General features: G+C 48.3%; 23 protein-coding genes. 17 read left to right on the forward strand and 6 right to left on the reverse strand.

The genetic code is table 11. The features are described 5' to 3' along the window. Positions 1–54: 54 nt before the first annotated feature. The 3 genes from PUW25_RS02700 (at position 55) to PUW25_RS02710 (ending at position 4,077) form a co-directional block, all read left to right on the forward strand. A complete protein-coding gene (locus tag PUW25_RS02700; protein ID WP_090725898.1) occupies positions 55–894 on the forward strand; it encodes a carbohydrate ABC transporter permease in 840 nt (279 codons plus the stop codon). A 63-nt stretch (positions 895–957) separates the two neighbouring features. Beyond that, positions 958–2,577: an extracellular solute-binding protein gene (locus PUW25_RS02705; RefSeq protein WP_274338003.1), complete on the forward strand. Its 1,620-nt coding sequence runs from the start codon at positions 958–960 to the stop codon at positions 2,575–2,577. Positions 2,578–2,772: 195 nt separating this feature from the next. Continuing rightward, positions 2,773–4,077: an arsenic transporter gene (locus PUW25_RS02710; RefSeq protein WP_274338004.1), complete on the forward strand. Its 1,305-nt coding sequence runs from the start codon at positions 2,773–2,775 to the stop codon at positions 4,075–4,077. A gap of 104 nt (positions 4,078–4,181) precedes the next feature. Here PUW25_RS02710 and PUW25_RS02715 read toward each other — a convergent pair whose 3' ends face one another. The 3 genes from PUW25_RS02715 to PUW25_RS02725 all read right to left on the reverse strand — a co-directional run bounded on the left by PUW25_RS02715 (position 4,182) and on the right by PUW25_RS02725 (position 7,827). Beyond that, entirely contained in the window at positions 4,182–5,678 is a 1,497-nt protein-coding gene (locus PUW25_RS02715) for a copper amine oxidase N-terminal domain-containing protein (RefSeq protein WP_274338005.1), read from the reverse strand. A gap of 251 nt (positions 5,679–5,929) precedes the next feature. Beyond that, the gene (locus PUW25_RS02720; RefSeq protein WP_047911547.1) at positions 5,930–7,480 is read right to left on the reverse strand and encodes a solute symporter family protein; all 1,551 of its coding nucleotides are present in this window, start codon (positions 7,478–7,480) and stop codon (positions 5,930–5,932) included. Continuing rightward, on the reverse strand, positions 7,477–7,827 hold the full coding sequence (locus PUW25_RS02725; protein WP_274338006.1) for a DUF485 domain-containing protein: 351 nt from the start codon (positions 7,825–7,827) through the stop codon (positions 7,477–7,479). Before PUW25_RS02725 ends, PUW25_RS02720 begins: the two co-directional genes overlap by 4 nt. Before the next feature lie 262 nt (positions 7,828–8,089). Here PUW25_RS02725 and PUW25_RS02730 point away from each other — a divergent pair, with 262 nt between their 5' ends. Next, on the forward strand, positions 8,090–8,989 hold the full coding sequence (locus PUW25_RS02730) for an SDR family oxidoreductase (RefSeq protein ID WP_090725600.1): 900 nt from the start codon (positions 8,090–8,092) through the stop codon (positions 8,987–8,989). Between the two features lie 41 nt (positions 8,990–9,030). Here PUW25_RS02730 and PUW25_RS02735 read toward each other — a convergent pair whose 3' ends face one another. Then, positions 9,031–9,180 carry a hypothetical protein gene (locus tag PUW25_RS02735; protein WP_274338515.1) on the reverse strand — a complete coding sequence of 50 codons (150 nt, stop codon included), beginning with the start codon at positions 9,178–9,180 and terminating at the stop codon, positions 9,031–9,033. Between the two features lie 126 nt (positions 9,181–9,306). Between PUW25_RS02735 and PUW25_RS02740 the strand changes: the two genes are divergently transcribed. Beyond that, entirely contained in the window at positions 9,307–9,768 is a 462-nt protein-coding gene (locus PUW25_RS02740; protein ID WP_274338007.1) for an Lrp/AsnC family transcriptional regulator, read from the forward strand. A gap of 53 nt (positions 9,769–9,821) precedes the next feature. Here PUW25_RS02740 and PUW25_RS02745 read toward each other — a convergent pair whose 3' ends face one another. Together PUW25_RS02745 and PUW25_RS02750 are read right to left on the reverse strand one after the other, a co-directional pair. Next, complete coding sequence (locus PUW25_RS02745; RefSeq protein WP_274338008.1) at positions 9,822–10,250, reverse strand: Rrf2 family transcriptional regulator; 429 nt, start codon at positions 10,248–10,250, stop codon at positions 9,822–9,824. A gap of 179 nt (positions 10,251–10,429) precedes the next feature. Then, positions 10,430–11,062, reverse strand: coding sequence for an NAD(P)-dependent oxidoreductase (locus tag PUW25_RS02750; RefSeq protein ID WP_047911552.1), 633 nt, complete (start codon positions 11,060–11,062; stop codon positions 10,430–10,432). Between the two features lie 231 nt (positions 11,063–11,293). Here PUW25_RS02750 and PUW25_RS02755 point away from each other — a divergent pair, with 231 nt between their 5' ends. The 12 genes from PUW25_RS02755 (at position 11,294) to PUW25_RS02810 (ending at position 24,340) form a co-directional block, all read left to right on the forward strand. Then, positions 11,294–12,499: a chromate transporter gene (locus tag PUW25_RS02755; RefSeq protein ID WP_274338516.1), complete on the forward strand. Its 1,206-nt coding sequence runs from the start codon at positions 11,294–11,296 to the stop codon at positions 12,497–12,499. A 77-nt stretch (positions 12,500–12,576) separates the two neighbouring features. After that, complete coding sequence (locus PUW25_RS02760; protein WP_274338517.1) at positions 12,577–13,710, forward strand: metallophosphoesterase; 1,134 nt, start codon at positions 12,577–12,579, stop codon at positions 13,708–13,710. A gap of 430 nt (positions 13,711–14,140) precedes the next feature. Beyond that, a complete protein-coding gene (locus PUW25_RS02765; RefSeq protein ID WP_238546343.1) occupies positions 14,141–14,620 on the forward strand; it encodes an Lrp/AsnC family transcriptional regulator in 480 nt (159 codons plus the stop codon). Positions 14,621–14,731: 111 nt separating this feature from the next. After that, positions 14,732–16,288: an ABC transporter substrate-binding protein gene (locus tag PUW25_RS02770; RefSeq protein ID WP_274338010.1), complete on the forward strand. Its 1,557-nt coding sequence runs from the start codon at positions 14,732–14,734 to the stop codon at positions 16,286–16,288. 198 nt (positions 16,289–16,486) lie between these two features. Beyond that, positions 16,487–17,437, forward strand: coding sequence for an ABC transporter permease (locus PUW25_RS02775; RefSeq protein ID WP_047911556.1), 951 nt, complete (start codon positions 16,487–16,489; stop codon positions 17,435–17,437). A gap of 4 nt (positions 17,438–17,441) precedes the next feature. Next, the gene (locus PUW25_RS02780; protein ID WP_274338011.1) at positions 17,442–18,272 is read left to right on the forward strand and encodes an ABC transporter permease; all 831 of its coding nucleotides are present in this window, start codon (positions 17,442–17,444) and stop codon (positions 18,270–18,272) included. 19 nt (positions 18,273–18,291) lie between these two features. Then, positions 18,292–19,260 carry an ABC transporter ATP-binding protein gene (locus PUW25_RS02785; protein WP_047911558.1) on the forward strand — a complete coding sequence of 323 codons (969 nt, stop codon included), beginning with the start codon at positions 18,292–18,294 and terminating at the stop codon, positions 19,258–19,260. A gap of 1 nt (position 19,261) precedes the next feature. Beyond that, a complete protein-coding gene (locus tag PUW25_RS02790; protein WP_274338012.1) occupies positions 19,262–20,275 on the forward strand; it encodes an ABC transporter ATP-binding protein in 1,014 nt (337 codons plus the stop codon). Between the two features lie 27 nt (positions 20,276–20,302). Then, on the forward strand, positions 20,303–21,916 hold the full coding sequence (locus PUW25_RS02795) for a gamma-glutamyltransferase family protein (RefSeq protein ID WP_274338013.1): 1,614 nt from the start codon (positions 20,303–20,305) through the stop codon (positions 21,914–21,916). A 284-nt stretch (positions 21,917–22,200) separates the two neighbouring features. Further along, positions 22,201–22,815 carry a copper resistance CopC family protein gene (locus PUW25_RS02800; protein ID WP_205054357.1) on the forward strand — a complete coding sequence of 205 codons (615 nt, stop codon included), beginning with the start codon at positions 22,201–22,203 and terminating at the stop codon, positions 22,813–22,815. A 65-nt stretch (positions 22,816–22,880) separates the two neighbouring features. After that, positions 22,881–23,897 (forward strand): copper resistance D family protein, encoded by a 1,017-nt coding sequence (locus PUW25_RS02805; RefSeq protein WP_205054356.1) that lies wholly within the window; start codon positions 22,881–22,883, stop codon positions 23,895–23,897. 131 nt (positions 23,898–24,028) lie between these two features. Beyond that, the gene (locus tag PUW25_RS02810; protein ID WP_047911562.1) at positions 24,029–24,340 is read left to right on the forward strand and encodes an ArsR/SmtB family transcription factor; all 312 of its coding nucleotides are present in this window, start codon (positions 24,029–24,031) and stop codon (positions 24,338–24,340) included. Positions 24,341–24,429: the final 89 nt, after the last annotated feature.

The following is a 24,429-nucleotide window of genomic DNA, read 5'->3' on the forward strand; positions in this document are numbered from 1 at the left end:
CAAGCGGCCCGGCCTGTTAACAATCGTTCCTCGGATAGAGTGCTGGAGATTGCTATGTATGTGTTTGCTGTCATGCTGCTCATTGTGCTCATGTATCCGATATATTTTATTATCATCGCCTCGTTCAGTGATCCGGCAGCTGTGGCGAACGGTCAGGTGTGGCTGTTCCCCAAAGGGTTCACACTGGCAGGCTATCAAGAGCTGCTAAAGCATGAGAATATATGGATTGGATATCGGAACACGATTCTGTATACGGTCATTGGTACGGTCATCAGCCTTGTGGTGAATATATCCGCAGCCTATGCGTTATCCCGCAAGGATTTATTTGGCCGCAGAGCCATCTCGCTCTTTTTTATCTTCACGATGTTTTTTAATGGAGGGCTCATTCCTACTTTCCTTACGATCAGGGACTTCCATATGTATGATACTTTTCTCGTGATGGTGCTTCCGTTCTCGGTTGCCGTGTATAACATTATTGTCGCCCGGACTTTTTTTCAGCACAGCATCCCTGAAGATTTGTGGGAAGCGGCACAGCTCGATGGCTGCGGCAATTTGAGATACTACCTGCAGATCGTTATTCCCCTGTCCAAAGCTGTGATCTCTGTGATTGCCTTATGGACGGCGGTGGGCCATTGGAACTCGTATTTTAATGCACTTATCTATTTGAAGGACCCGAATCTGTATCCGCTGCAGCTCATTTTGCGCAATATCCTGATTACCAATCAGATGCAGTCCAGTATGGGAACCGGAGAGGCGGCGGCCGTTGCACTGCGTCTTGCCAATCTGATGCGCTATGCGGTCATTATTGTCGCAACGGTGCCGATCATGTGTATTTACCCATTCGTACAGAAGTATTTCAATCAGGGGGTGATGATTGGCGCCGTGAAGCAATAGCCGTCATGTAGTCTGTAATGCGCTGATATAGGGTCTGGATCTTATAAGAGGGGATCGATGAATATGGGGATGAAGTATAGGAATAGAGCCTATCGATTGAAGCTGCTGACTTCGGTTGTCCTGGCGTCAACACTGCTCCTGGGGCTGATCGGCTGCAGCAATGAAACAGCAGAGGAGCCGCAGGCAGTAGATGAAGCTGTCTTTAATCAAGAGGGGCTGCCTATCGTTAATGAACCGATCACGCTGGATGTGCTGACGGTACGGTGGGGCAATATGGGGGATACATTTACGCAAAACCAGTGGCTTAAGGACTTGGAGCAGCAGACCAATGTCAAGATCAACTGGCAGGTCATGTCCTCCAATGACTGGGGTGAGCAAAAATCGATCATGCTGGCGAGCGGCACGCTCCCGGATGTGATCCTGGGTGATGCGGTATTCTCGGATTCGGATATTGTGAACAACCTGGCTTATTTCCGTCCGCTGGATGAGTATATTGATCAGTATATGCCGAATTTGAAGGCTGCTATGGAGGAGACCCCGGAGCTGAAGAAGATCAGTACCTTTCCGGATGGGCAAATCTACTCCCTGCCGGCAAGACTGCCTTCGAGACCGAAGTCCATGAATCAGCCGATTATTAACAAGGTATGGCTGGATCGTCTGGGGCTCGAAGTTCCAGAAACGACAGATGAGCTGTATCAGGTGCTCAAAGCCTTCAAGGAGCAGGACCCGAACGGTAACGGCAAGCAGGATGAAATCCCGATCAGCGGCTCGGGTGATATCAGCAGTGATCTGCTGAGTCCGTTTGGTATTACGGATATTAATGCCAGCAGCATGATGATTCAAGATGGCAAGCCGGTCTTCTATCCAGTAACCGAGCAATATAAAGAAGCGATTAAATGGGCGCATCAGCTGTATGCAGAAGGCTTGATTGATCCTGAATTGTTCACACAGGATAATACGATGTCTACAGCGAAGCATCAGAACCCGGATGCCGCGCTCATCGGATTCACGAACCAGTGGATACCGGATGCGGTGTTCGGAAAATGGAAGGATGAATATGAGGCAATTCCAACCCTTGCCGGACCTGACGGACAGCGTTATCAGGCAGGGGACCCTGTAGGACTCAGCTTCAGACGCAATGAGCTGCTGATCACGACTTCCAGCAAATACCCTGAGGTCGTCGCCCGCTGGGCAGATCAGTTCTATACAAATGAAGCGAGCATTCAAAATTTCTGGGGAGCGATCGGTACTGTCATTGAGAAGAAGGACGATGATACGTATGCACTGATGAGTCCACCAGAGGGTACGAGCGCAGATGCATGGTATTGGGAGCAGTCACTGCGAGATTTTGGACCAAAATATGTCAGTCCGAGCTTTGAACAGAACATTATTCTGGATGAAACGGTCGGAGACGGTCTGAAGCTGGTCATTGATAAGCTGGGCGCTGACTATGTGACGACACCCTTCCCGAATGTCATGTACAGCAGTGAGGAGTTCCAGGAGCTGCCGACACTGACCACGGATATTGATGGATACGTCCGTACCAATCGTGCCAAATGGATTACGGAAGGCACCATTGATGAGGAATGGGATGGATACCTCAAGCAGCTGAATGATATGGGACTGGAGCGATTGGTTCAGATCCGGACCGAAGCGTATGCAAGATATACGAGCGTGCAGTAATTGATTTTTTTCCTGAGACTAGGGAAGAGCACTCCAAAGAGCAATCCAAAGAGCACTCCGATAAGGGGTGCTTTTCTTCGTCTGATTATGGCATTCCAAAAATGATTGTGAACATCAGCCAATACTTATATAATGAGGTTCGTTATATTGAAATGGATTAGCAAATTATAAAAATAAAGTTTGTGAGCATGGGGGATGTCATTTGTGGCTACAGCAATATTAGCCTGCATTATCTTTGTAATTACTTTAGTACTTGTCATATGGCAGCCCCGTAACCTGTCGATCGGCTGGTCCGCATGCGGCGGGGCGGTTATTGCACTGCTGGCCGGGGTCGTGAGCTTCGGAGATGTCTATGATGTCACCCAGATTGTCTGGAATGCGACGCTGGCCTTCATTGGCATCATTCTGATCTCCCTGATTCTGGATCAAATCGGGTTCTTTGAATGGGCAGCCCTCCATATGGCCAAGGCGGCCAGAGGAAATGGAATCCGGATGTTCGTGTATATCAGTGTTCTCGGCGCACTGGTATCGGCTTTCTTCGCTAACGATGGAGCAGCCTTGATTCTGACTCCGATTGTATTGGCGATGGTCCGTGCGCTCCGATTTGATGAGAAGAAGGTGTTCCCTTATATTATTGCAAGCGGGTTTATCGCGGATACGACTTCACTGCCGCTCATTGTGAGCAACCTGGTTAACATCGTCTCTGCCGACTTCTTCGGCATCAGCTTTGGCGAATATGCGAGTCGAATGATCGTCCCGAGTCTGTTCTCTCTCGGTGCCAGCATCCTCGTATTGTATCTGTTCTTCCGCAAGAGCTTCCCTAAGCGGTTTGACGACTCAGAGCTGAAGGCACCATCTGAAGCGATCAAGGATCCGAAGCTGTTCCGTATTTCATGGTATGTACTGGGACTGCTGCTCATCGGATATTTTGTGTGTGAGTTTGTCGGTGTTCCGGTATCGGTGGTAGCAGGAATCATTGCAATTCTGTTCCTCGTGCTCGCGAGAAGAAGTCCGGCGATTCAGACCAAGGAGGTCGTCCGAGGTGCACCGTGGAGCATCGTGTTCTTCTCGGTGGGGATGTATGTCGTGGTGTATGGACTGCGGAATGCAGGGCTTACGGACATTTTGGCGGATGCCATCGGTGCTGTAGCTGATCAAGGTTTGTTCGCTGCAACGATGGGGATGGGCTTCATCGCGGCCATCCTCTCATCCATTATGAATAATCTGCCGACCGTAATGATTGGCGCTCTCGCGATTGATGCCGCAGAGACGACTCAAGCGGTGAAGGAAGCGCTGATCTATGCGAACGTGATCGGTTCTGATCTTGGACCGAAAATAACGCCGATCGGCTCGCTTGCGACCCTGCTCTGGCTGCATGTACTGTCTGCCAAGGGAATCAAGATCTCTTGGGGGACTTATTTTAAAACAGGCATCATCATTACGATTCCAACCTTGTTTATTACGCTGCTGGGCTTGTACCTGTGGCTTCTTATTTTGTAGTGGTGGACATACCGAAGAAGAGCCTTAACCCGCAAGGGAAGGCTCTTCTTGATGTTTTAAACAATTGAGAAGTTCATTTAAGTGATATAGCAACTATAGCTTGGTTACAGAGGCTTCAACATTTCTACCGCTGATTTGGTAATGTTGCTGCCTGATGTTTTGATCTTGGTAATGGCAATAAGCTTGTCCTTGGACATCATTAATTGGACAGCGGTGCCTTCTGTACGGAAGGTATTCAGGGGCAGCATCGTATCCGCGTCGATTTGATAGACCAGATTACCTTTGACGACAAAGAACTGATCTTCATGGTCAGGACTGGTTGCAATGGCATCAAAAGCAGGAATAGTCCCAACATAATACATATCACTGCTCTTGCTTTTGGTCGAAGTAAATACAGCGCCTGAGCTGTTAATAATATAGCGTCCATCGCCAGTCACTGCAATGACAGTACCCATGTCATGATCACCGTGGTAAGGTGAGTCATATCTTGAGGTGAATATCCCTTCATTTACATGAAATACTTCCATGTCTCTTGGACTTACCCCTTGATTAACACCGTAGATTCTAGTTTGATCCGGGTGCATGACGATGTTGGTTTTATTGTAATAATTTCGTATAGAGGAAAGCTCCTGGTGAGTATAACGATCATAGCTCTTGAACACGTACTGTCTGTCGGAACCAGAATTTACATAGACTTTTCCGCTGTCGTCAGCAACGATGTTGTAAGGAGTAATATCAATTTCCCACGAATCCTTAACACTCAGCGTGTCGGGGTCAAGCACCCGTATCACCCCAGCTTCGGTCTCCGTATTATTGTATTCTGTGTAAGTGAAGATGACGTATAATTCACCGTTTGCGTAGGTCATCTTTCTTGGTGTTTCCTTAAAGGCAGGGGAGACAGCCGCCTGTTTTTGATTCACAAGATCATATGCACGGATTCGAGATTTGCTGTCGTCAATCGTATAGATGACCGGCTTGTCGGGGTGGCTTACAGCCTCAGTAACATGCTCGGTAAGCATCATTTTCTGATCCGGGGCAAGTACATACTGAATATAATCAACTGTTTGAGCATCCTGCTTCGGTGTAAGAACCGATTTATCACCAATGACAATAAGACCACGCTCATAAAATACGGTTAGTCCCAAGGTTTCGCTAATATAACGGAGCGGCACGAAGACACGGCCCTGCTTAATTTCGGCTGGTGCATCAAGTAAGGATTTCTTGCCGTTAACCCATACGGTGCTGCTGCCCAGCGTAATTTTCATCGTATTTGGGCCATCCTTGATCGTTACAGTCGAAGCTGCCTGATTCCAGGTTACTGTAGCTCCGAGATTCTCGCTGATGAAGCGAAGCGGCGTCAATGTGCGCTGATTTTTAATATAAGGGGTTATTTCGGAATTTTCTTTATCAATGAATTTTGCCTCTCCAAAAGACAGGCTGTTCGGGCTCCCGATCGACAACGCTACGCTGTCCTTCAAGAGGGTGTTGAGATCCGGGCTCGTATTCACCGCTGCAGCAGCTTGTCCCGATAAGTTAAGAGTTGCTGTTATGCCAAGAACGGCACAACCGATCAGAGCGGCTTGCTTCCATTTGTGTTTCATCTGTTTACGTCTCCTTCTTGGATGTCTGAATTGATAGGCTTGCGGACAAGTGAACTCGCACTTAGCCACATTTAAAACGCAGAAATTAGTAGGAAGTTTCGCTTTACATAGAAAAACAGCGTAGGTCACAGTTAGTTGAAGTGGACGGGCATGAGGGTAGAACGATCTGCCTGAATTAAAGATAACCTTCAGCTGTACATTACAGCCGGAGGTTATCGCAACAAAAACGGATGATAAGTAAAACGAATCAATTAAACCGTATTATCCAGTCCAGTATTGGACCGCACCAGAATCTCGTCGTAGCTTGCTTGCTCGTCTTCCTCTATTGTTTTCTTGCGGGACAGCAGTGTTCCCACATAGCCGGCCAGAAATCCGAGCGGAATCGAGATCAGCCCCGGGGTCGAGAAAGGATAGAGGGGCTCGCCCATGAAGATTGCTTTACCGGCCTCCGGGTGAATGACGTTCGGACTAACTAGCACAAGGCCCACCGACGTGACAAGGCCAACGACCATGGCCCAGATGGCGCCGTTGGTGTTGAATCTTTTCCAATAGATCGTGTATAGAATGACCGGCAGATTAGCACTGGCTGCGACGGCAAACGCAAGAGAGACGAGAAAGGCGACATTCAGATTCCGCGCGACAAGCGCAAGCAGGATGGACAGAATGGAGATTCCGATGGAAGCATAACGTGCCATGTTCATCTGCTCCTTCTCCGTCGCCTGCCCCTTACGTAAGATTTGATTGTAAAAATCATGCGAGAACGCCGTAGCCGCAGTGAGCACGAGACCCGCAACGACCGCCAGAATCGTGGCAAACGCTACAGCTGAAATGAAAGCAAACATCATGTCCCCGCCAAGCGCCTGTGCCAGCAGCGGTGCAGCCATGTTACCTGCCTGATCCTGCGCGATGATGGCGCTATTGCCTACGAATGCGGCAGCACCGAAGCCAAGGAAGATCGTCATGACATAGAAAATGCCGATGACCCAGGTTGCATATACGACAGAGCTGCGCGCGGTTTTGGCGTCCTTTACGGTGAAGAAGCGTACCAAAATATGCGGGAGTCCTGCCGTTCCGAGTACAAGACCCATTGTCAGCGACAGCGTGTCGAGCCCATCCTTGTATTTAATTCCGGGATTCAGAAAGTTCTCGTTATGCGGCGTGGCAGTAGTCATATGTGAGAACATGCCGGTAATGCTGAAATCGAATTTGTAGAGTACCAGGATCGAGATAACGAAGGTTCCGCCCATGAGCAGAAAGGCTTTAACAATCTGTACCCAGCTGGTAGCATGCATCCCGCCAAAAATAACGTATACCGTCATCAGAATACCGACAATAATGACCGAGGTTGTAAATTCGATTCCGAGCAGCAGTTTGATCAGCGCACCCGCTCCGACCAGCTGTGCAATCATATAGAAGATGGATATGGCAATCGTATTGAAGGCGGCGAAGCCCCGGATCTTCTTCATATGGAAGCGAACGGCGATCATGTCGGCAAACGTATATTTGCCCAGGTTTCGCAGCGGCTCAGCGACCAGGAACAGGACGACGAGATAAGCGACGAGGAAGCCGATGCTGTAGAAGAATCCATCAAATCCGGACAGGGCAATCATGCCCGCTATGCCAAGAAAAGAGGCAGCCGACATATAATCTCCGGCGATAGCGAGTCCATTCTGCCAGCCGGTCAGGCCTCCGCCAGCGGTGTAGAAGTCGCTTGCGGAGGTCGTTTTCTTGGAAGCCCAGTACGTGATGAGCAGTGTGGCGGCGACGATAACGAGAAACATGATAAAAGCAGCTGTATTCATAGGTCACCTCTCTTTTCCTCATCAATGATCCGATTGGACAGCTGATCGAATTTGGACGCTTTTTTGTAGTAGATCATGCAAAAAGCCCATGTCATCACAAATTGAAGAAAGGCCAGCACCCAAGCCCAGGTAATGCTGCCGATGAGCGGTGTATTCAGAATCGTCGTGTAGGAGGTGAGGATTGGCAGAGCAAAATAGAAGCAGAAGAAAAAGATCGTGAAGGGAAGAATAAAGCGTTTCTTGTCTCGAAGCAGTTGTTGAAAATGAGCAGACTTAGCAATGTTAGAATATTCCTCGGGAGTACGTTTTGCCTTGGCAGGCTCGCGTTGCTGCAAGTTACTTTCCATATGCAATCCCTCGCATTCTATTAGTGTAAGCGCTTTTAAATTGGTGAAGCTTAAAGCTCAAATTCTTGAAAAGGATATTTCAAATCAATTATTCACCCCCTTTTTAACAAAGATAATAAAGGGTTTTCTGTAAAACAATGTTATTATACTACAGGCTTGTGCAGGGTAATACAACTTTTTTACATAAAAAAAGCAAGTTTCCAATGGGCGAATGGGCACATATAATGCTCCGAGTAGAAACGGCTGAACAGGAGGCTAATATATGATTCCCATGTATCCATACTACGGCAAGGAAGTGAAATGCGAAGAAGTTCCCATTACATTCCCGCCTCAGCAGCAGGACCGCCAGCCCGGATTTGAGTATGTGATGAACCCGCTGCCGATTGCGGACAATCCAGGGTATGTAGGAAGCGGCAAGCTCAAAGGGAAGATTGCGATCATTACAGGAGGAGATAGTGGAATCGGCAGAGCGGTGGCGATTGCTTTTGCCAAGGAAGGCGCCAGCGTCTCGATCCCTTATTTGGATGAACACCAAGATGCAGAAGATACGAAACGAATGGTGGAGGCCTATGGTGGGAGCTGTCTTCTGCTTCCCGGCGATCTTAGAAATGAGGGACACTGCCGGGCAGTCGTGAACGAAACCGCGAACTGCTTCGGCAGGCTGGATATTCTCGTCATTAATCAGGCCGTACAATTTCCGCAGGAATGTATCACATCGATTACGGCACAGCAGCTGGATGATACGTTCCGGACCAACATTTACCCCAGCTTTTTTCTGACACAGGAAGCACTGAAGTATTTGAAGCCGGGGAGCTCCATCATCTCGACAACCTCGGTTACGGCCTATGCAGGCAATCCGCTCCTGCTTGATTATTCCTCTACCAAGGGAGCGATGGTATCCTTCACACGGTCCTTGTCCGAGCAGCTGGTCGGCTGTGGCATTCGCGTCAATGCGGTTGCCCCGGGTCCGATATGGACCCCGCTCCAGCCAGCAAGCTATCCGGCAGAGTATATCAAGACGCTGGGTGCAGATACGCCGATGAAGCGTGCCGGTCAGCCCTTTGAGCTGGCACCCACTTACGTCTATTTGGCCTCAGACGACTCCAGCTATGTTACAGGCCAGGTTCTGCATGTAAACGGAGGGACGATGGTGGGCTCCTAGCCTTCGAGTGTAAATGACGAATCGATATTGTTTAATCGTTGTTACTTGAATACAGCTATACCCTTCAGGATTTCATGGAAGTAGTACATCCAGTTTTTTTCGGACTTTGACGGAGCTTGGGCTGTTGTGTTGGTTTCCGTTCCAAGCGTGCTGTCAGCCTGACTGCAGTGGTTTTTCACGTTGTCTATCATTATGAATCACAACCTTTCTTGATATCTATTTTATCGGGTGGATTGCATTATTGGCATATCAATATTAAGGTATATGTAGAGTAATGCTTTATAAATGGAACGAATTAAGAGAGGTTGGATTTACAAATGAAAATAGATCGCGTGGACATGTCCATCCTGACCGAGCTTCAGAAGGATGCGCGTCTCTCTATGAGAGAGCTGGGAAGGCTGGTTAATCTGTCCGCACCCTCAGTAACAGAAAGGGTCAAACGACTGGAGGAGCAGGGACTCATTGAGGGCTATACCATACAGGTCAATCGCAAGAAGCTTGGCTTTACGATGGACTGCCTCATTGAAGTGACGCTGCAGCATGGAGACCATAAGCGCTTCAAGCCATTTATTGAGAGTTATCCGACGGTGCTATCCTGTTACCGGATTGCAGGCAAGTCATGCTATATGGTGCTGCTTACCGTCAGCCAGCTGGATGAGATTGAGGAGTTCATCGATGCGATATCGACATATGCCAATACGCTGACGCATGTTATTTTTTCAGAAGTTAAAGTGAATACGGCACTTGAGCAGCATACACCTATGCTGCTGGAGGCATAACAAAAAAGGACAATCCGATTATCATTCGGGTTGTCCTTTCGCTTTAATTTCGTTTATTGAACTGTTTTTTGTGCTACATCATTTACGATATCACTGAGCTTGACCTGTGCAAGCTGGTCCTCCATAGCCTTTTGTGCGGCAGTAAAGATGGGCTCAATACTCCCTTGAATGCTGCGCCCTACCTCGCACGCTGGATTAGGGGAGTCATGAAGAGAGAACAGCGCATTCTCGTTAACGGCGTGAACGGCATGATAGATATCAAGCAGCGTAATATCGGAAATGTCTTTTTTAAGCCTGGCACCTGCTACCCCGGGTCTTACCTCCACAAGTCCGGCTTTATTCAGCATCCCCATAATTCTGCGGATCACGACGGGATTCGTTCCTACGCTTGCGGCAATAAAATCGGATGTATTTACACCTTCCTTATTGTAGTGCAGCAGTGTCAATATATGAATGCCTACAGAAAATCGGCTGGTAATCATAAACGGATAACTCCTTTGTACGATCTTATATAGGAAGTATACATGAGTATATTATAACCGCAAGCCATACAAGTCATTTCATAGCTTATTATTCAAAGGTTAGAATGGAGTCAGTTACATATACGAAAAAAGGAGAAGCCTTAGGACAGGCGTCTCCATTCTTCATTATATAGGAGCCATTAGCTTTGTTCAGCTACGACTGTAAAACGCTTGTGCTTATGCTGTGCCGCTTCAATCTCATCCACGAGTGCTACTGCATAATCCTCATAACTGATATAGCTGTTACCCTGGCTGTTTAGGATCAGGTTGTCTTGTCCTAACTGATAGGAACCGGTACGTTTACCTTCCGGATCAAAGAATGCAGCAGGGCTCATATAGGTCCAATTGAGTCCTTCAGATGCCTTCAGATCTTCAAGATTCTTCGCTGCGTTACTTGCGGTCGGCTTAATCTCTGCTGGGAATTCGGGTGTATCGACCAGCTGTGTCGTTCTCTGATCATCTACATACAGGCTTCCTGCGCCGCCAACGACTATAAGACGAATGTCAGTATTGCTTAGCAGGCGAATAAGAGCCTGACCTGCTTCAACATATAGATGCTCTTGCCCAAGAGCTGCCCCAAATGCGTTAACGATAACGTCCAGGCCCTGCACATCTTCTGCAGTAATATGAAACACATCTTTCTCAATGACTGGAAATTCAGAGACTTTACTTGCATCACGGACAATGGCGGTGATGTTGTGACCACGGCTTGCTGCTTCCTTTGCAATGAGTCTTCCTGCCTTGCCGCTTGCTCCAATAACTCCAATGTTCATATATCATTCTCCTCCTATAATGGTTCCGTTCTGATGAATAGTAATGAGTAACACTATGTCCTGTAACTACATTAGTTACAATAACATGTAATCATTATAGTTACAAGTATTAGCTATTGTCAACAACGGCAATTTAACACTGTCCTAACACTTCACTGCTATAATTTCTACGGTTTGCTTAGCGTTTCAATCATAGATTGCCGAAGCTAAACACTTCTAAACATAGATTCAATGATCAAGGAGGAGATCACGATACGAAACAAAGGGGCTGTGCTGTGGGAGGTCTTTACAACAGCACTGAAGCTTGGACTTACCTCATTTGGAGGGCCGGTTGCTCATCTCGGTTACTTCCACAATGAATATGTAACGAGACGAAAATGGATTGATGAACGTACTTATGCAGATCTGGTTGCGTTAAGTCACTTCCTGCCGGGTCCGGCAAGCAGTCAGGTCGGAATGGGTGTAGGTATGATGAGGGCGGGCTTACTTGGAGGAATCATCGCCTGGCTCGGTTTTACGCTGCCTTCTGTCATCGCCTTGTTTATTGCGGCTTCCTTATTGCAGCAGGCTGGCATCGTCGAGATCGGCTGGATGCATGGACTCAAGATTGTTGCTGTCGCGATTGTGGCACATGCCGTATGGAATATGGGGAAAAGCCTTGCACCCGATCGGAGTAGAATGACTATTGCCGTGCTTGCCTGTGTCCTGGTGGTAATATGGCCTTCCGCTATCACACAGGTTCTGCTCATTATTGCTGCAGGACTGGCAGGCATCTACTTGTATCGGGGGGCACAGGAGAAGAGCATCTCATCAGTGGAGAACGCTCCGATTGGAAAAGGCTTCGGTATCTCCTGTCTTGTACTATTCTTTCTACTCCTCATTGGATTGCCACTGCTCAGTGAAATGACGGGCTCATCCTGGATCGCTTATTTCGACAGCTTCTACCGGGCAGGAGCTCTTGTATTCGGCGGAGGGCATGTCGTCCTTCCGATGCTGGAGAGGGAGCTGGTTCCGCAAGGACTGATTGATGCTGATTCCTTCTTAGCAGGGTATGGCCTAACTCAGGCAGTTCCGGGTCCGCTGTTCACGTTTGCATCCTATCTGGGAACGGTCATTGAAGGAGCGATCGGAGCTGTGGTGTTCACCTTAGCCATATTTCTTCCGGGTGCCCTGCTGATCATGGGAGCGATTCCTTTTTGGCAGCAGCTTAGAGGAAAAAGTGGAATACAAGGTGCGCTAAAAGGCGTGAATGCCGCCGTTGTCGGACTATTGCTTGCCGCCTTTTATGATCCGGTATTCACCTCAGCTGTCCGTGGTCCTTATGATTTCGTGCTTGCGCTCGTCCTGTTTGTTATGCTGGTCTGGTGGAAGCTGCCGCCATGGATCATCGTGCTGCTCGGTTTATTTAGTGGAATGGCTTTGCTTCCATCGGTATAATACAATCAAAATAGATTGCTATACATCGAATTATGGGATAAAGGGGCCTTGAGATCAGGATGAGGATTACAGGACGGATGGTTATCAATAGTTTGCTGTTCATTGTTGTATTTGCAGGCATCAATACGTATATCGGCTGGAATATTTATCTGTTCCTTACGCAGTATTTTGAGGAAGTTTCACTAATATGGCTGGGTCTGGTCATTACGATTATTGCACTTGGCTACGGGATCGGGCGCATCAAATGGCTTGGACATGCAGGGCGGTTCATCAAAGTGCTGGGTTCATTTTATTTCGCGCTGCTGGAATTCTTCATCATCGTGCTTCCGATCGCGGACCTTGCCGGCTGGATCAGCCATATGGCAGGCGTAGAATCGGCAGTATATATCCCCGTTATCGGCTGGTTAGTTGCAGGACTGCTCGTTCTGTTCCTTGTGGCAGGGTCCTATAACGCTTGGAGTCCTATTGTCAGGCAGCATGAGATTTCGGTCCGCAAAAAGAGTCCGGAAGGGCAGTCTGAGACATACCGCATTGCTGTCGCTTCGGATATCCATTTGGGCAACATCGTCGGAAACCGTCATCTCGGCAGACTCGTATCCATTATGAATGAAATGAAGCCGGATCTTATCCTGCTTGCCGGAGATGTGCTCGACGATTCAATTGAGCCTTTTCTCAGGAACAAGATGTCAGAAGGGATGAAGAAGCTGAAGGCGCAGCATGGAGTGTATGCTGTTCTCGGCAATCATGAGTATTATGGCGGACACATTGATCAGTATGTAGAGGAAATGGGGCTGCTCGGCATTCAGGTGCTGCAGGATGAGACGGTGACGACAGCGGGAGGGGCCCTCCAGATTGCCGGGAGGAAGGATCTTACTGCAGAGAAGACAGATCCGAAGAGACGTCTTCCTGTAGCCGAGCTGCTTGCGCCGCTGGATCATGAACAGCCGATTATACTGCTGGATCATCAGCCGTATGCCTTCGAGAAGGCTGCTGAAGCGGGAGCTGATCTACTGCTGTGCGGACACACCCACCGAGGACAATTTGCGCCCAACCACTGGATTACGAAGCGATTGTTCGAGCTGGACTGGGGTTATATGCTGAAGGATAAGATGCATGTGATTGTGTCGTCCGGCTTCGGTTCTTGGGGACCGCCCATTCGAATTGCCAGCCGTTCCGAAGTCATTCAGATTGAGCTGAAGTTAGAAGGTTAATGGATTCAATTATACTCTTCATTAAGACGCAGGTGTCATGATCATCATGATGCCTGTTTTTTTCGTGTACAGCTTTCCAAATATAAGAAAGAATTAACATCTACATCACATTGTTATGTGAAAGGTGCAATGCGATAACACTTTAACTTAATAAACTAATAAAACGAGATTGAGAGAGTAAAAGTGGTGTATTTAGCAGTAAACAAAAGTTATAAATTATATTAATCAATTTAATAAATTTCATCTATGAAAAAAATGTCGATTTTTGATGGAAAAAAGCTTGATTTTAAATCCATCCTGCTTTACTATCAGAAAAACTAAATTCGTACCATTTCACGGAAAAAGTATCGTAAATAGACTCAAAGAAATGATTATTGTTATGTAATTAGGAAATGAAATGAGAAAATGAGTCGAAAAAGGAGAACCTAATGTGACTGAAGAAGAACATCAGCGGGTAATGTACTCCGGTCTTGATGATCTGGATCGCGGTATTGTTGGATTTTTGCAAGAGAATGCCCGTATACCCTTTACCCAAATCGCCAAAGAGTTAAACGTTACAGAGAAGACGGTTCGGCATCGGGTCCAGCAGATGCAGGATGAAGGTGTCCTGAGCTTAGTAGGGATCGTCAATCCGGTAAAAGCCGGTATTCGAACCGAAACGCTGATCTTTATCGCTGTAGAGGATCAAATGATGGAGGAAGTCACCGAAGCACTTCACGATATGCCTGAAGTCAGGCTGATGCTTCTGATAACCGGTGAATATCAGCTGATGCTTCAAGTGTTTACGAAGGACACCGATGAATTCTCCGAATTTTTAATGAAAAAGCTGAATAAAGTCAAAGGCATTACTCGTACCAATGTCATCATGGAGCTCAAGGTTCTCAAATCAAAGTTGAAGTTTGTCCGCTAGAGCTTCATCTTTTTATCCTCGATGCATAATTATGCACATTATTCATTCCGATCTGTCCCTAATTAGGGGATTGGTTATAAATTTATTCTATAGAAAAGTGAGGTCATGAAGATGTTTACGAAAAAAATGAACAAACTCTTGTCATCCGCAGTGCTGAGCAGCTTGCTTGTGTTAACCGCATGCGGCGGTGGCGGCGGAGAGACAGCAACAGATGCAGGTGGTGCCGCAAGCTCTACGACAGGACAAAAGGTGCTGAACATTGGTCTGAAGGCGGACCCACCAAGTCTTGATCCGATGTCATCCTCTTCCCTCTATGATCGTCAAGTACAGAACAGTATTTATGACAAGCTGTTTGATGTAAATGCGGACGGCGAAGTGGTACCGATGCTCGTATCGGAATATACCGTTTCAGAAGATGGTCTTACGTATACTTTAACGCTTCATGACGGTATCACTTTCCAGGATGGAAGCGAGTTTAATGCAGAGGCGGTTAAATTCAACCTTGAGCGCTATAAGCAGGAAGGCTCGAAGCGAGTTAGTGAGCTGAATCCGATTGACACAGTGGAAGCAACGGATGAGTTAACGGTCGTGATTACACTTAAGGAGCCATTTGCTCCATTCCTGTCCGTTCTATCCGATCGTTCCGGTATGATGGTATCTCCGGCAGCGGTTGAGAAGCATGGCGATAATTATGTGAAGAATCCGGTAGGAACAGGTCCATATGCCTTCGTTGAGCAGGTCAGCGGTGACCACGTGACTTTGAAGAAGAACGAGAACTATTGGAAGAATGAAGTGAAGATCGACGAAGTGAACTACAAAGTGTTCACGAACACGAGTGCGGCGGTACAGAACCTTCGCTCCGGCGTTGTCGATATTATTGATGAGATTCCGGTAAAAGAAATTCCAACCGTGGAAAGTGACCCGAACTTGACGGTCGTTGCCCAAGCAAACATGGGCTTCCAGGGGATTCATTTGAATAACACGGTAGGCGATCTGCAGAACAAATACCTGCGTCAAGCTGTTGATCTGGCTCTTGATCGTGAAGCGATCGTCAAAGTATTGTTCGACGGATACGGTGCACCGGCACATACACCATTTGCACCAGGCAGCCTTGCTTACAACGAAGAGCAGGACAAGTCTCCGGCAGTCGATGCAGCCAAAGTTCAAGAACTCCTTGAAAAGGGCGGCAAGCCAGACGGATTCAGCTTCAAAATGCAAATTTCTACAACGACAGAGAATGAGCAGTTTGGTGCCGTCATCCAGAACATGCTGAAGTCACACAAGATCAACGTTGAGCTTGAGAAAGTCGAGTACGGTACGATGCTGGAGAACGGCGACAGCGGGAACTTCGAAGCGATGCAACTAGGCTGGTCTGGCCGGATCGATCCGGATCAGAACGTGTATGACTTCCTCGTAACGGGCATGCCGAACAACCAAGGGCGTATTTCCGAGCCTGAGCTTGATGAAGTATTGATTGCCGCACGTGCGGAGCAGGACACAGCGAAGCGTGCAGAGCTGTACCAGCAGGCGATGGATATCGTTCATGAGAACGGAAGCTATGTCTACATCTATCATAACTACGATAAATTCGGTGTATCGAACAAAGTACAGGGCTTTACCTACATTCCTGACGGCATCATCCGTACAGCGAACCTCGATATTCAATAACAGCTGAAGAAAAGGAATCTAGGATGTTTAGCATCTCACCTCTAAAGCCTATAATCCCTTTCTCAGCCTGCAAAATAACACTCTAACACAACAAGAAAGCGGAATTCAAATTTCGCTTTCTTGTGTCATTCATAATGAAGATTTAGCACAGTCAATCATGCACAATTCTGAAATAAACCAAAATGGGAGAGAGAGCTCATGATGTTTGTATTAAAGCGTATTTTACTCGCGATCCCCATTCTGTTCTTGGTGTCGATCATGACCTTCTCCTTGATCCATCTCATACCGGGTGATCCTGCCCGGGTCATTCTGGGTCAAGAGGCTACACCGGAGGCGCTAGCCAGTTTAAGGGCGGAGCTTGGCCTAGACAAGCCCATTGTACAGCAGTACTTTACCTGGCTTGGCAATGTGCTTCAAGGAGATTTGGGGACATCGATTACAGATCATGTACCGGTAAGTGAACTCATCGCACAGCGGCTGCCTGCCACGATACAGCTGACGATCGGAAGCTTTATCGTTGCATTGCTGATCGCAGTACCCGCAGGGATTCTTGCCGCAGTTAAACGTAACACGTGGATCGACTATCTCAGTTCCTTTGGAGCGCTTGGCGGCATGAGTATTCCGAGTTTCTGGCTCGCCATGATGCTCATTATTTATTTTACCGTTGAAAATAACTGGCTTCCTTCATCGGGATACGTTCCTTTTTCAGTCGATTGGAAGGCCAATCTATTAGCACTTATTCTTCCTTGTATTGCAACCGGACTTAGAGAATCGGCTGAACTGATGCGGATGCTTCGTTCCTCGCTCGTTGAGGTTGTTAATATGGATTTTGTCCGTACAGCCAAGGCCAAAGGTCTCAATGAATGGGCAACCATATTCAAGCACGTGCTGCGAAATGCCTTGATTCCTGTCGTGACAAGCTCCGGTATTCTTATAGCTGGACTCATCGGCGGTCTTGTCATCACCGAGTCCATCTTCTCGATCCCGGGCTTCGGCCGTCTGATTGTAGAATCTGTGTTTAAACGTGACTATGTAACGGTACAGGGCGCGATTCTCGTATCGGCGCTTCTCGTGGTCGTGATCAACATCATCGTGGATCTGCTCTATGCGGTCATTGATCCTCGTATCAAATCAGGTAAGGGGGCATAGACGGATGAAAAAGTTCAAAAAGTTCTTTAAATCCGGACTTGGTGTCCTAGGTACACTCATTATCCTTATTCTTATCGTAACAGCTGTATTTGCGAGCTCCATTGCTCCTTATGATCCCAATTTGCAGGATTATAACAAAATTCTTCAGGAGCCAAGCAGTGAGCATCTGTTCGGTACGGATGATCTGGGCCGGGATATCTTCTCCCGTGTCGTATACGGAGCACAGATTTCTATTAAAGCAGCCTTGATGTCTGTAGCCATTGCCGTCTGCATCGGGGTACCGATTGGACTGCTCACCGGTTATTACCGGGGGTTCTGGGACGAGTGGGTCGTCATGCGGATTGTCGATTCGTTTCAAGCTTTTCCGTTCCTCATTCTGGCCCTTGCACTCTCGGCTGTTCTTGGAGCCGGCTTCGGTAATGCGATGCTTGCGATCGGTATCGGCTTTGCACCTACCTTTGTACGGATTACAAGAGGACAGGTGCTCAGTCTCCGCAACATGGAGTATGTGCATGCAGCCAAATCGGTAGGGGCGAAGGACGGACGCATTATTTTTGGACATATTTTGCCCAATGCACTGGGACCCATCATTATTCAGGCGACCTTGACGATGGCGAGTGGAATTCTGGCTGAAGCTTCTCTGTCTTATCTGGGACTGGGTGTGCAGCCGCCGACGCCATCTTGGGGAAGTATGCTGAATCAGGCACAAAGTCTGATGAGTGTAGCACCTTATGCAACATTGTATCCGGGTCTGGCGATCTTCGTCGTTGTACTTGGATTTAACTTGCTTGGCGATGGATTGCAGCAGTTCCTGAATCCGCGCGCAAGGAAATAGAAAGGGGGGTCCGTCAACCATGACAACTATATTAGATGTACAACAGCTAAGAACGCGGTTTAAGACTGATTATGGACAAGTCGCGGTCGTTGATGGCGTGGACTTCTCCATAAAAGAAGGAGAAACACTGGGCGTCGTGGGCGAATCCGGCTGCGGCAAGAGCGTGACCAGCTTGTCCATCATGCGGCTTCTGGCAGGAAATGGAGCCTCGGAGGGGCAAATCTTATTCAAAGGAAACAACCTGCTGGATATTTCGGAGAAGCAAATGCAGAAGATCCGGGGCAATGATATCGCGATGATTTTTCAGGAGCCGATGACATCGCTGAATCCCCTTCAAACCGTCGGTCATCAGATCGAGGAAGCCGTCCTGCTGCACCGGAAGGTATCGAAGAAGGAAGCGAAGGAGCGGGCCATCGAAATGCTGAAGGCGGTCGGTATGCCGCGTGCGGGGGAAATTTACGGAGAATATCCGCACCAGCTCTCCGGCGGTATGCGGCAGCGGGTGATGATTGCCATGGCCATGTCTTGTGAGCCGAAGCTGATTATTGCCGATGAACCTACGACGGCGCTGGATGTAACGATTCAGGCACAGATTCTGGAGCTTATGCAGAAAGTGAAGGAAGAGACGAATACATCCATCATGCTGATTACACATGATCTTGGTGTCGTGGCAGAGATGTGTGATCGGGTCATCGTAATGTATGCGGGCCAGGTCGTCGAAGAAGCCGAGAAATTCGAGCTGTTCGAGAATCCGAAGCATCCGTATACGGTCGGTCTGATGAACTCGATTCCTGAGCTGTCAGAAGAAGTAGAGTTCCTGGAGACCATTCCGGGTTCGGTTCCGCTCGCACATGAGATGCCGAAGGGCTGCCGGTTTGCTCCAAGATGCAGCAAGGTGATGCCGATCTGTCAGGAGCAGGAGCCTTCACTGTTCAAGCTGGACGGACAGAAGTGCCGCTGCTGGCTGTATGCGGAAGGGGATGAGTAAGATGGAACCAATACTACGTGTAAAAGGTCTCAAGCAGCATTTTCCGATTCATGCCGGGGCCTTCAATAAAGTCGTCGGACATGTCCGCGCCGTTGATGGCATTGATCTTGAAGTCTATCCTGGTGAAACCCTTGGCATTGTTGGCGAATCCGGGTGCGGCAAATCAACGACTGGCAGAACGATTATGAGATTGAACGAGCCGACAGAAGGGGAAGTGATCTTCGGCGGCAAGGATCTTGCGAAGCTGGGCAAAGAGGAAATGCGCAAGACAAGACGCGATATCCAGATGGTATTCCAGGACCCGTTCGCCTCGCTCAATCCACGGAAGACGATCCGTAAGATTTTGCTTGAATCCCTGGCGGTTCACAAGATCGGTACAGCGAAGGAACGAAACGAGATGGTGGAGAAGATCATTGAAATCGTCGGCTTGAAAAAGGAGCATCTGGATCGCCATCCGCATGACTTCTCCGGCGGACAGCGCCAGCGGATCGGGATTGCACGTGCACTTGTGCTGAATCCGAAGCTGATCATTGCCGATGAGCCTGTATCGGCTTTGGACGTTTCGATTCAATCCCAGGTATTGAACCTGCTCAAGAATTTGAAACAGGATTTTGACCTTACATTGATGTTTATCTCTCATGATCTGTCTGTCGTCAAGCATTTGTGCGACCGGGTTGCCGTGATGTATCTTGGCCGGATTGTAGAGATTGCGGATAAGCGGAGCTTGTTTGCGAGTCCGAGCCATCCGTATACTCAGGCACTCTTGTCTGCGGTACCGCAGGCGAATCCAAGGCAGAAGAGAGAACGTATCCTGCTGACAGGCGACTTGCCGAGTCCGGCAAATCCGCCGTCCGGCTGTACGTTCCATCCGCGCTGCCGTTTTGCTACAGAAGAATGCAAGACGACAGCTCCGCAGCTAAGAGATATTGGCGACGGGCATCAGGTGTCCTGTCATTATGCAGAGCAAATACTCGAGAGCCTGCGGGCCAAGGAGCCTCAAGGTGCTGTGCACTAGTTCAATCTATCAAGGGGGAAATCATCCATGAAGACGTTCGACCCATTATCCTACCCATATACATCCCAGCGCAATGCGACCTACGCAAAGAACGGAATGGTAGCTACCTCACAGCCGCTCGCTGCACAGGCGGGGCTCGACATTCTGAAGCGCGGAGGCAATGCGATTGATGCAGCGATTGCAACAGCAGCCTGTCTTACCGTTGTCGAACCGACATCAAATGGAATCGGCGGAGATGCATTTGCCATCGTCTGGACGAAAGGCGAGCTGCACGGTTTGAATGCAAGCGGACCTTCACCGGCTGGTATTTCGATTGAGGCAGTAAAGGGACAAGGACATGACAAGATGCCAACTTACGGCTGGCTTCCTGTTACTGTCCCCGGTGCACCATCGGCATGGAAGGCGTTATCTGACCGCTTCGGCAAGCTTCCGCTTGCGGAAGTGCTCCAGCCTGCTATCGACTATGCGGAGAATGGATTTCCACTGACACCAACGCTTGGGTATTACTGGAATCTGGCTTATAACAAGTTCAAGGAGAAGCTGACAGGTCCTGAATTTGCCGGATGGTTTGAAACCTTTGCACCGGAAGGAAGAGCTCCGAAGATCGGAGAGATCTGGAAGTCACCGGGCCATGCGAAGACCCTTCGTGCTATTGCGGAGACAGGAGCAGAGTCCTTCTATCGGGGAGAAATTGCTGATCAGATCGATGCCTTCTCCCGTGAGCACGGCGGCTTCCTTCGTAAAGAGGATCTGGCCGCTTATTATCCGGAATGGGTAGACCCGATCTCTGTGAACTATAAAGGCTATGACGTATGGGAGATTCCACCGAACGGTCAAGGGCTAGTCGCTTTGCTTGCGCTGAACATGCTGAAGAAGGATGAGTTTGCTGCACGTGATACAGTGGATACCCATCATCTACAGATGGAGGCAATGAAGCTGGCCTTTACGGATGGACTGAACTACATTACCCAGCCTGACAAAATGAAGGTGACGGTGGAAGAGCTTCTGTCTGATGCGTACGCGGAAGAAAGAAGAGCGCTGATTGGCGAAGAGGCGATTCAGCCGGAACCGGGGAATCCGGCCAGAAGCGGCACAGTATATCTGGCAGCTGCCGACGGTGAAGGGAATATGATCTCGTTTATTCAAAGCAATTACATGGGCTTTGGTTCTGGCGTCGTGATCCCAGGTACAGGAATCGGGCTGCAAAACCGCGGACATTCCTTCTCACTGGATGAGACGCATGCTAACCGTCTCGAAGGCGGCAAGAAATCCTACCATACCATTATACCAGGCTTCCTGACCAAGGATGGCAAGCCGGTCGGACCGTTTGGAGTCATGGGTGGATTCATGCAGCCGCAGGGTCATATGCAGGTTGTAATGAACATGATTGACTTTCATCTGAACCCGCAGTCTGCACTGGATGCACCTCGCTGGCAGTGGGTTGAAGGTAAGACGGTGGAGGTCGAACCGAACTTCCCGGATCATATTGCACTCAGCCTGGCCAGAAAAGGTCATGACATAAGGCGGGCGAATAGTACTGGCGGCTTTGGCCGCGGACAAATTATTGTACGGGACAATGAGAACGGAGTGCTTGTAGGCGGTACGGATTACCGTACCGATGGGACCATTGCAGCCTGGTAATTATTTTTTCTACTATTATATATCATTGAACCTTAACCGAATGAATATTTCATTTGGTTAAGGTTTTTTGGCGAGCAAAGGATGGGAATGGGATAAACTTGTCTAATATATATAGCAGTGGGAGGAAACTGTTGCTTTTTGTTCAATTTTTAAGATGATTGCTCCCGCATTGTCGTCCAGAATGGCCCGAGTGGGCTATTCAACATGGCAAGGCATTTAAGTTATGCTGATGTACATAAGGTTTAATCCATCTAAATTTAAGAGCACAGAAAGGAACGAAAATAATGAAAAAAGTTGTTTTAATGCTAGTCCTATTTCTACTGCTGATGCCCGGAGCGGCGTTTGCACATACGCATCTCGAGAGCTCGCTGCCTGCTGATGGGGAAGAAGTCACTACAGAGCTGACAGAGGTTCAGCTGACCTTTGAAGGACCGATTGAGCAGCTGAGTACGGTAGAAGTCGTAAGTGAAAATGGTGACAAGGTAGAGCTGGCTTCAACGGAAGTTGAAGGAAATGTGCTTACGGGAACTACAAGCGCTCCGTTTGCGAATGGCAATTATACAGCAAACTGGACAATTATCGGGGAAGATGGCCATGAAGTCACAGGTAGTGTTGCGTTTACCGTAAATGCACCTGAGACAGCGCCGGAAGCAGACACACCGCCTGCAGAGGAGAAGAACGGGGATACGCCTGTCTCTAATGAGGATCAAGGAACAGAGGAGCCTGCCGCGGATTCAAGTACAGAAGCTCCAGCAGGAGAAGCAGCTGAGAATACGGCAGAGACTGCACAGCCTGAGACAGCATCCGGCTTTAACAATACTGCTCTCTGGATTGGTATTGTGGCGGCCATTGTTATTGCGGGTGTTTATGTAGCGATGCGTAAGAGAGGTAAAAAATAAACATGTCTTTCCTAAGCGATGGACTATTATATATCTGCTATGCATATCTAATGGGGAGCCTACTGGTGCAGCTTGCACCGGCAGGCTCTAAGCCGCTGGTAGAGATTCCGCGCTGGACCGTTAATTTGAGCATCGTCGGCATTATTCTGCTTGCGTCTGCTCCTCTCCTGCAGATTATCATAAGATTTGGGCCGAGCATCGGTTATGGTCAAGCGATTTCGAGTGTATTATTTACTTTCAAAGAAGGCAGGGCCTATTTAATTGTCGTTGGATTATGTATCCTGCTTCTGCTCCAATTCCTGCTGTTCAAAAATTCGCTGCAAGAGAAGAAGGTACTGTATCCATCGGTATTGATTACCGTTTGTATCATTGCGATCTTCGGGTGGTCCAGCCATCTCGGAGCAATCGCCGGGCTTGCAGGAGCGGCAATACAGTTTCTACATATGCTTGGTGTAGCGGTATGGAATGGCATTCTGCTTGTGATTGCCTGGTTTACACAAGAGGCGAGGAACTGGCCCGCATTTCTGAAATGGTACACACCAGTAGCGATTGCCGGTGTGCTCATGATTCTGGTCTCCGGTCTTATGACCATGTCTTACACGACACCGGAGTATGTGAATTCCTGGATGCTATCCTATGGCCAAGCACTGCTAATGAAGCATCTGCTGTTCATTCCGCTGATCGTGTTTGGTTTTGGCAACGGATTTATTTATAAGCACAAATTAAAGTCCAATCCTAGCTTTAATCCGATTCCTTGGCTTCGGGCAGAAGCCATTATCGTGATTCTCGTCTTCGGCTTCACGGCATTTATGAAGCTGCAGACACCTCCGCATGAAGTGGCGGAGACGCTTAAATACAGTGAGCCTTCCGATGTGTTTACAATGCTGCATCCGGAGGCGAGTCTTCCGCTATCCATCAGCCTAACTGCCTGGGCCTTGATGCCCGCGATCATTGCGCTGCTCAGCCTTGGAACTATCGTGTATTCGTTCCGACGGAATCAGTCAAGACCTGGCAGCTCCCTGATTGCAGGACTTGTGTTTGTCATGAGTGCCTACGCAGCAGTGATGCTCTGTGTACAATAATAATGAATAGCCCCTTTCGTCAGGAGCAGGTGTACATCCCTGAGATGAACCCCCTTTTGAGCGAAAGGGGCTTTTTTAAGACAGCAGGTCCTTTTGTTTACAAATGAAGGAGAGCAGATATAATTATATTCATGGAACCTATAACGATTCATAAAGTGTTGTCGAATGAGACGCGTCGGGATATTCTTGAATGGCTCAAGAATCCGGAAGAGCATTTCGGTGAGAAGTATCATCGTCCGCCGGGTGGTGATGTATCAAAGGGTGTATGTGTTGGAGATATTCAAGTCAAGGCTGGACTTGCTCAATCGGTGATCTCAAGCTATCTCCTTGCAATGCAGAAGGCCGGGCTGCTCATATCGGAACGAGTGGGACAGTGGACGTATTACAGACGTAATGAAGGCGTCATTAAGCAGTTTTGTGAAGAGCTGACAAACAATTTATAAAGAAAGGAGCTCCTTTGTTATTATTATCTATTTTTTTGGATATATAGATTTTAATAGACAGCTGTAAGTGCCGAGTGTTGAATTCTGAG

Origin of the sequence: Paenibacillus urinalis (assembly GCF_028747985.1) — a bacterium.
GTDB lineage: Bacteria > Bacillota > Bacilli > Paenibacillales > Paenibacillaceae > Paenibacillus > Paenibacillus urinalis.